We start from the raw sequence: 8,000 nt of genomic DNA on the forward strand, positions 1-8,000 counted from the left end.
AAGCTGATCGTGGCCTGGACGATCAAAGGCGGCAGCGTGTTGGGCAGGATGTGCCGGCCGATGAGCGCGCCATCTCCGGCCCCGAGGGCCCGGGCCGCCACCACGAAGTCGCGGTCGCGGAACTCGAGGAAGCTGGCCCGCGTGAGACGGGCGAAGACCGGGAGAAAGGCGATGCCGATGGCCACCATCGAGATGGTCAGGGTGGGCTTGAACACCGCGGCCAGGAGCAGGGCCGAGAGGATCGCCGGGAAGCCCTGCACGGCGTCCACCAGGCGCATGAAGCCCTCGTCGAGCCAGCCGCCGAAGTAGCCGGACAGGATGCCGAAGAGCACGCCGACCGCCATGCCGATGCCGACCGCGATGACCCCGACCAGGATCGAGGTGATGGCCCCTTGCATGACCCGCGACAGCAGGTCGCGTCCGAACTGATCGGTCCCGAGCGGGTGCGCCGGCGTCGGGCCCTGCAGCCGCCCCGCGATGGACATCTCGAGCGGGTCGCGTGGCGTGTAGAAGAGGCTCACCGCCGCGGTCACCACCAGCCCGAGGGTGATGGCGAGGCCGATCACGAACGTCACGTGGCGGAAGGCGCGGGAGCGGCGGGACCTTCGTCCGTCACCCTGCCCTCTCCCCGGCGGGGAGAGGGAGACCATGGGCTCAGCCATAGCGGATGCGCGGGTCGAGGATGCCGTAGAGAATGTCCACCGCCGCGTTGACCGTGACGATCATGGAGGCCACGAAGAGCACCACGCCCTGCACCACCGGCAGGTCGCGCGCGCTGATCGCGGCCAGGGTGAGGCGGCCCAGGCCCGGCAGATAGAACACCGACTCCAGGATGATGCTGCCGGCCAGCAGCTGGCCGAGCTGGACGCCGGCCACCGTGACGATCGGGATCAGCGCGTTGCGCAGCGCGTGGCGGAAGAGCACGCCCCGCTCCGCCACGCCCTTGGCGCGCGCGGTCTTCACGTATTCCTCGCGCAGCACCTCGAGCAGCGCGGAGCGGGTGGTCCGGGCCAGCACCGCGAACTGGAACAGGCCGAGGGCCACCGCGGGCAGCAGCAGCGAGCGCACCCCTCGCCAGAACCCCTGCCCCCAGCCGTCGAAGCCGCCGGCCTGCACCCAGCCGAGCTGCACCGAGAACAAGAGAATCAGCAGCAGGCCCGCCCAGAAGCCGGGCACCGCCACCCCCAGCTGGGACAGGACCATCGTGAGGTAGTCGCCCCAGCGCCGGTGGTGGGTGGCCGCGTACACGCCCAGCGGGATCGCGGCCGCGATCATCAGGGCCGCGGCCAGCAGGGTCAGCGGCAGGGTCACGGTGAGGCGCGAGAGGATCAGCGTGGCCACCGGCAGGTCGTACTGGATCGAGCGGCCGAGGTCGCCGGACAGGGCGCGGGTCACCCAGTGGGCGTACTGCACGGTGATGGGCTGGTCGAGGCCCAGCTCTCGCCGCACGCGTGCCACCGAGTCCGCGTTGGCCTCGAGGCCGAGGATGATGAGGGCGGGGTCGCCGGGGAGCACCCGCACGACCACGAACACCAGGAGCGAGACGAAAAGGAGGGTGGCGGCCAGCGCCGCCACCCTCCGGAGGACGTAGCGATGCAACCGCTTACTTCTGCCAGGCCACCTCGGACAGGTCGAGCACCGGCAGCGGCAGGTCCTTCCAGATGCCGGTCACGCCCTTCTTGGTGACCACGAGCCGCGGGTGCATGTAGAGCCAGACCGCCGGCGCCTCGTCGGCGAGCATGTCCTGCATCTTCACGTAGAGCTCGCGGCGCGTCTTGTCGTCGGGCGCCGACTCCGAGGCGCGGAAGAGCTTCTGGAACTCGGGGCTGTCCCAGCGGAAGTAGTACTTCGGGTTCGCGAAGTTGCCGATGTCGAAGGCCTCGGCGTGGCCGATGATCGACATGTCGTAGTCGGGGTTCGTGCACGGGGCCAGGCAGAACACCTGCGACAGCCACTGGCCCCACTCGATCTGCTGGATGCTGGCGCGAATGCCCACCTTGGCGAGCTGGCTGCTGACCACCTCGGCGGAGCGCACCGTGTAGTAGTACTGCGGCGCGACCTTGAAGACGGCCTCGAAGCCGTTGGGGTAGCCGGCATCCGCGAGGAGCTTCTTGGCCTTGACCGGATCGTAGCCCACCCGCTTGGAGACGTCCACGTAGTAGGGGTTGGTGGGATCCACGTTGGAGCCGAGGACCTTGCCGTACCCGAACATCGCCCCCTTCAGGACCTCTTCCTTGTTGATGGCGTGGGTGATGGCCAGCCGCACCCGCTTGTCCGAGTAAGGCTTCTTGCTGTTGTTCATCGACAGCGTGACGTCGTTGGTGGTGTCGCCCACGATGACCTGGAAGCGCGCGTCCTTCTTCAGCTCGTCGACGCTCTCCGGGCCGATGCCGAAGGCGGAGACGTCGATGTCGCCGGCCTTGAGCGCGGCCAGGGCCGCGTTCGGGTCGGGGATGAAGCGGTACACCACCCGGTCGAGCTTGGGCAGACCCTTCACCCAGTAGTCCTTGTTCTTCGTCAGCACGATGCGGTCGCCCCGCACCCACTCGGCCACCGTGAAGGGGCCCGTGCCCATCGGCTGGCTCTTGAGCGTGTCCACCGCTTCTCTCGGATAGATCACCGAGCCCTGCCGGGCCACCGTGTAGAGGAACGTCGCGTCCACCCGCTTGAGCGCCACCGTCACCGTGTAGTCGTCCTTCACGATGACGTCCTGGATGACGTCGTACTGCACGCGGTAGGGATGCTTGGTCTCCGGGTTCACCGCCCGGTCGAGCGCGAACTTCACGTCGGAGGCCTTCAGCTCGCGTCCGTTGTGGAAGCGCACGCCCTTGCGGAGGAAGAACGTGTAGTTCTTGCTGTCGCTCGTGTACCAGCGCTCGGCCAGCCACGGCACCATCTTGCCGTGACGGTCGATCTTGATCAGGCCCTCCTGCACGTTGTCGAAGACCACCGCCGCGATCGCCGACGACGGGTTGGAGGTCAGATCGAGGCCGGGCGGCTCGGTGGCCACCTGGATCACCAGGCCGTTCGGGGCCTGGGCGAGCGTGACGGCGGGCGCCGCGGCGAACGCGGCGATCAGGACGGCCAGGAGCAAACGCATCATCCGACTTTCCTCCCCGTGAAGAACTCGACGGTGCGCCGCAGGCCCTCGTCGAAGTCGACCACCGGATCGTAGCCGAGGTCGCGCTTGCCCGCGCTCACGTCGGCCAGGGTGTGTGGGACGTCGCCGGCGCGGCCCGGCGAGTGCTTGCGCTTGATCGGCTTGCCGAGCATCCGCTCGAGCTTGGCGATGATCTCGAGCAGGCTCGTGCGGCTGCCGCAGCCCACGTTGTAGGCCCGACCGGAGACCTTCGCCGCGTCGGCCCGCGCCGCGAGCAGGTTGGCCGCGACCACGTTGTCGATGTAGGTGAAGTCGCGCGACTGCGTGCCGTCGCCGTGCACCTGCAGCGGCTGGCCCTGCTGGGCCCACAGGATGAAGCGCGGGATCACCGCCGCGTATTCGCTCTTGGGATCCTGGCGCGGGCCGAACACGTTGAAGTAGCGCAGGCCCACCGTCTCGACGCCCATCAGCCGGTGCCACACCGAGCCGTACAGCTCGCCGGCCACCTTGGTGGCCGCGTAGGGCGAGATGGGGGCGCTGGGCTGATCCTCGCGCTTGGGCAGGTCGGGGCGGTCGCCGTACACCGAGGAAGAGGAGGCGTAGACCACTCGCGGCTTGCGCTTCTGGGCGGCCGCCGCGTGGAGGACGTGCAGGGTGCCGGTCACGTTCGAGGCGTTGGCGCCCAGCGGATCGGCCACCGAGCGCGGCACCGAGCGCATCGCGGCCTGGTGGAACACCGCGGTCACCCCGCGCATGGCCTTCTCGACCGCCTTGAAGCTGGTGAGGTCGCCGCGGACGATCTCGAGCCGGCGATGGCCGCGGGCGAACTCGAGGTTCGCGCGGCTGCCGGTGGAGAAATTGTCGAACACCCGCACCCGCTGCCCCTCGGTGAGGAGCCGCTCGACGATGTGGGAACCGATGAAACCCGCTCCACCGGTCACCAGGAAGAGTGCTGGAGGCGCCATGAACAGCAGCCAATTATGGCGGGCTGGCCCGATCAAAGTCAATGTCGCGGGCCCAGCGCTCGCGCGTCAGCACGTGGTAGGTCGCGCGCACCCCCTTGTACTCGGTGAGCCCGCGGCGCTCGAAGCCCAGCTTGTCGAGCACGCGCTGCGAGGCGTGATTGTCCGGATAGGTCACCGCCACCAGCCGAGGCAGCCCCAGGGCGCCCAGCGCGTGCGCCACGAGGGCGGCCGCCGCCTCGGTGGCGATTCCGTGGCCCCAGGCGGTCCGGGCCAGCCGGTAGGCCAGCTCCACGTCCGGGCCGGTGGGCATGCGGATGAGCGCGGCGAGGCCGTGGAAGGCGCCGTCGCCGCGGCCCTCCACGCGCCAGAAGCCGAGCGGGTCGGACGCGCCCTCCTCGGCCTCGCGGAGGCGGGTCCGCGCCCGCTCCTCGATCTCGGCGGGCGGGCGGACGCCGGCCGGGCTTCCCACGTAGCGCATGACCTCCGGATCGCTGTCGAGGCGGATCAGGTCGAGCAGGTCACTCGCGACGAGCGGGCGCAGACGCAGGCGCGGCGTCTCGAGCGTGGTCATCATGCGCGCCCCAACCTTTAGCACAGCCGCCACGACCGCGGGACACCTTGACTGGCTGCGGCCTCGCGGCTATTGTTCCTGCACCCAGATGTCCGGCGTCCTTCGTGCGCTAGCCGTCACGATCCCTTGCAAGGAGGCATCCATGCGTTGTGTCATCGCCTTCGGGCTCGCCATGCTCGTCGTCCTCGGTGCGGGGCTCGTCCCCCCGGCCGCGGCCCAGACCAAGGACGACACGCTCGTCTACGCGCTGCAGAGCGACGTGCAGAACTGGGATCCCCCCAACTCGGTGCTTCGCGAGAGCATCATTCTCGGCTACAACGTGTTCGACCACCTGGCCGCGCGTGACCTCAAGACCGGCAAGGTCGGTCCGAGCCTCGCGCTGTCGTGGAAGAACCTCGACGACACCACGTGGGAGGTCAAGCTCCGGCCGAACGTGAAGTTCCACGACGGCACCCCCTTCGGAGCCAAGGACGTCAAGGCAACCTTCGAGCGCGTGCTGAATCCGGAGAACAAGCTCACCGCCCGCGGCAACCACGCCAAGATCAAGAGCGTGGAGGTGGTGGACGACCTCACGGTGCGGTTCAAGACGGACGGGCCCTATCCCCTGTTCGTCGAGCGGCTCACCGCGCAGGTCATGCAGTCCGAGAAGGTGATCCGGGAGAAGGGCCACGAGTGGATGCAGGAGAACCCGATCGGCACCGGGCCCTACAAGCTCGTGCGCTGGAACAAGAAGCAGGAGCACTTCCTCCAGCGCAACGACGACTACTGGGGCCCGAAGCCGGCCTTCAAGTACGTCCGTATCCGGATCATCCCCGAGCAGGCCACCCAGATCGCGGAGCTGGTGTCGGGCGGGGTGGACATCATCAAGGCGGTGCCGCCGGACCAGATGGACGTGATCAACAAGTCGGGCCAGGCACGGACCGTGACGTCGCCGATCCTGCGCACCGCGATGATCCAGCTCGACCAGGCCGGCCGGTCGGGTCCGAACCCGATGACGGACAAGCGGGTGCGGCAGGCGGTGAACTACGCCACCGACATGGACGGGATCATCAAGCACGTGCTCAACGGCCTGGCCGACCGCACCGCCACCACCGTGAACCCGATGGCCTTCGGCTACGACCCGAGTATCAAGCCCTACAAGCAGGATCTGGCGCAGGCCAAGAAGCTGCTCGCCGAGGCCGGGTACCCGAACGGGCTCGAGGTGGGGTTCATGCGCGGACAGCCCATCGTGGAGCCGGGGCTGATCCAGACCTCCGACGCCATCGTGGCCGACCTGGCCAAGGCCGGCATCCGTACCAAGGCGCGCATGATCGGGGAGACCGGCCCGTTCACCAACCTCGTCCGGGACAGCAAGCCCGACCCGATGTTCGAGTGGTCGTGGGGCTACTACTCGATCTTCGACGCGGACGCGATCTTCTACGACGTGATGACGTGCGGCCAGCCGTACAGCTACTACTGCAACAAGGCCTTCGATGATCTCGTGTTCCAGGGCCGCTCGACCCTGGACACCAAGAAGCGCGCCGAGATCTACGCCAAGGCCCAGCGGATGATCCACGACGACGCGGCCTATCTCTTCAAGTGGGGGCTGCGCGGCGTGTGGGGCGTCAGCAACCGCGTCGACTACGACGCCCCCCGCGACGAGGTCGACCGGATGTGGATCGTGACGCCGCGGAAGAAGTAGAGATCTCGCCCCGTCCCGGGCCCCTCACCCTGCCCTCTCCCCAACGGGAGAGGGTGCGAGGCGGGGGGCCGGGACGGGCCCGCGCCGTCATGCGACGCTACATCGCCCGCCAGCTCGTGCAGTTCCTGGTGGTGATCCTCGGCATCTCGATTCTCGCCTTCGCGATCCTGCACGTGCTCGGCGACCCGGTGCTACTCCTGCTGCCGCAGAACGCGGGCAAGGAGGAGTTCGAGCGCTACCGCCATCTCCTCGGGCTCGACCGGCCGCTCTACGTCCAGTACTGGAAGTTCCTGTCGAACGCGGTCGTGGGCAACTTCGGCAAGTCCTGGTACGCCGACACGCCCGCCTTCCGGCTGGTGCTCGAGCGGATGCCCCCGACGATCTATCTGACCTTCGCGGGGCTGGTCGTCGCGCTTCTGATCTCACTGCCACTGGGGATCCTCGCGGCGCTCAAGCGACACTCGTGGGTGGACAACCTGTGCACGACGGTCGCGGTGGCGGGCCAGGCCACCCCCCTGTTCTGGCTCGGCATCATGATGATCATCGTGTTCTCGGTGCGGCTCAAGCTGCTGCCCGCCTCGGGCTACGACTCCTGGGAGAACTTCCTCATGCCGTCGTTCTGCCTGGGGGCGACACTGGCGCCGATCACCATGCGCCTGGTTCGCTCCGGGGTGATCGAGGTCATGAACATGGACTTCATCAAGACCGCGCGGGCCAAGGGCGTGGCCGAATCGAGGGTGGTGATCAAGCACGCGTTCCGGAACGCGTGCATCCCGGTCATCACCGTGATCGGGCTGCAGTTCGGCCAGCTCCTGGGCGGCGCCATCATCACCGAGACCGTCTTCGCGTGGCCGGGGGTGGCGACCCTCACGGTGGAGTCGATCCGCAACCAGGACTTCCCGGTGGTCCAGTGCGCGGTGATCCTGCTCGCGCTGGTCATCGTCTCGGTGAACCTCATCGTGGATCTCGCCGTCGCGTTCATCGATCCGCGGATCCGGACCGGCGCGTGACCTCGCTGAGCGAGGGGAAGATCGATCTGGTCACGCTCGGCGATACGGCGCCGGCGGCCGCGCGGGAGCGCGCGAGCCTGCGGCGCCTCGGGCGGGTCCGCTGGGGCCTCGCGGCCGGCTTCGTCCTGCTCCTGATCGTGGCCAGCGCGGTGTTCGCTCCCTGGATCGCCCCCCACGATCCGCTCGCCGTCAACATCCGCCACCGCCTCGGGCCTCCCGCCTGGATGGACGGCGGCGTCCCCGCTCACCCGCTCGGCACGGACCAGGTCGGGCGCGATCTGCTCTCCCGCATGATCTACGGGGGCCGGGTCTCGCTGATGGTGGGAATCTGCTCGGTCCTGATGTCGGCCAGCATCGGGGTGCTGCTGGGGCTGACCGCGGGCTACTTCGGGGGCAGTCTCGACTGGTCGATCATGACGCTGGTCAACGTGATGCTGACCTTCCCGTTCGTGCTGCTCGCCCTTGCCGTCATCGCGGTGCTCGGCCCGAGCCTGGTCAACATGATCTTCGTGCTGGGCGTCGCCGGATGGCCGATCTACGCCCGCGTGGTGCGAGCGGAGGCCATGGCGATCCGTGAGCGCGAGTTCGTGCTGGCCGGCCGCGCGCTCGGCATGAGCCACCTGCGCATCATCTTCCGGCAGATCCTCCCGAACCTCACCTCCGCGATCGTGGT

General features: G+C 68.5%; 8 protein-coding genes. 3 read left to right on the plus strand and 5 right to left on the minus strand.

The window, feature by feature from the left end; all coding sequences use genetic code 11:
- The 5 genes from VKN16_20235 to VKN16_20255 all read right to left on the minus strand — a co-directional run.
- The coding region (locus VKN16_20235) for an ABC transporter permease (protein HME96535.1) at positions 1 to 575 on the minus strand (575 nt) is incomplete at its 3' end.
- A 79-nt stretch (positions 576 to 654) separates the two neighbouring features.
- On the minus strand, positions 655 to 1,599 hold the full coding sequence (locus tag VKN16_20240; protein HME96536.1) for an ABC transporter permease: 945 nt from the start codon (positions 1,597 to 1,599) through the stop codon (positions 655 to 657).
- A 4-nt stretch (positions 1,600 to 1,603) separates the two neighbouring features.
- Positions 1,604 to 3,103, minus strand: a complete 1,500-nt coding sequence (locus tag VKN16_20245; GenBank protein HME96537.1) for an ABC transporter substrate-binding protein — start codon at positions 3,101 to 3,103, stop codon at positions 1,604 to 1,606.
- Positions 3,100 to 4,065 (minus strand): SDR family oxidoreductase, encoded by a 966-nt coding sequence (locus VKN16_20250; GenBank protein HME96538.1) that lies wholly within the window; start codon positions 4,063 to 4,065, stop codon positions 3,100 to 3,102. Before VKN16_20250 ends, VKN16_20245 begins: the two co-directional genes overlap by 4 nt.
- Before the next feature lie 13 nt (positions 4,066 to 4,078).
- Positions 4,079 to 4,639 carry a GNAT family N-acetyltransferase gene (locus VKN16_20255; GenBank protein HME96539.1) on the minus strand — a complete coding sequence of 187 codons (561 nt, stop codon included), beginning with the start codon at positions 4,637 to 4,639 and terminating at the stop codon, positions 4,079 to 4,081.
- Positions 4,640 to 4,778: 139 nt separating this feature from the next.
- Between VKN16_20255 and VKN16_20260 the strand changes: the two genes are divergently transcribed.
- The 3 genes from VKN16_20260 to VKN16_20270 form a co-directional block, all read left to right on the plus strand.
- Positions 4,779 to 6,317, plus strand: coding sequence for an ABC transporter substrate-binding protein (locus VKN16_20260; GenBank protein ID HME96540.1), 1,539 nt, complete (start codon positions 4,779 to 4,781; stop codon positions 6,315 to 6,317).
- A gap of 89 nt (positions 6,318 to 6,406) precedes the next feature.
- Entirely contained in the window at positions 6,407 to 7,327 is a 921-nt protein-coding gene (locus tag VKN16_20265; protein HME96541.1) for an ABC transporter permease, read from the plus strand.
- Positions 7,324 to 8,000 (plus strand): ABC transporter permease (locus VKN16_20270; GenBank protein ID HME96542.1); only part of this gene is annotated, 677 nt, incomplete at its 3' end. The genes VKN16_20265 and VKN16_20270, both read left to right, overlap by 4 nt.

The organism is Candidatus Methylomirabilota bacterium, assembly GCA_035315345.1.
GTDB lineage: Bacteria > Methylomirabilota > Methylomirabilia > Rokubacteriales > CSP1-6 > CAMLFJ01.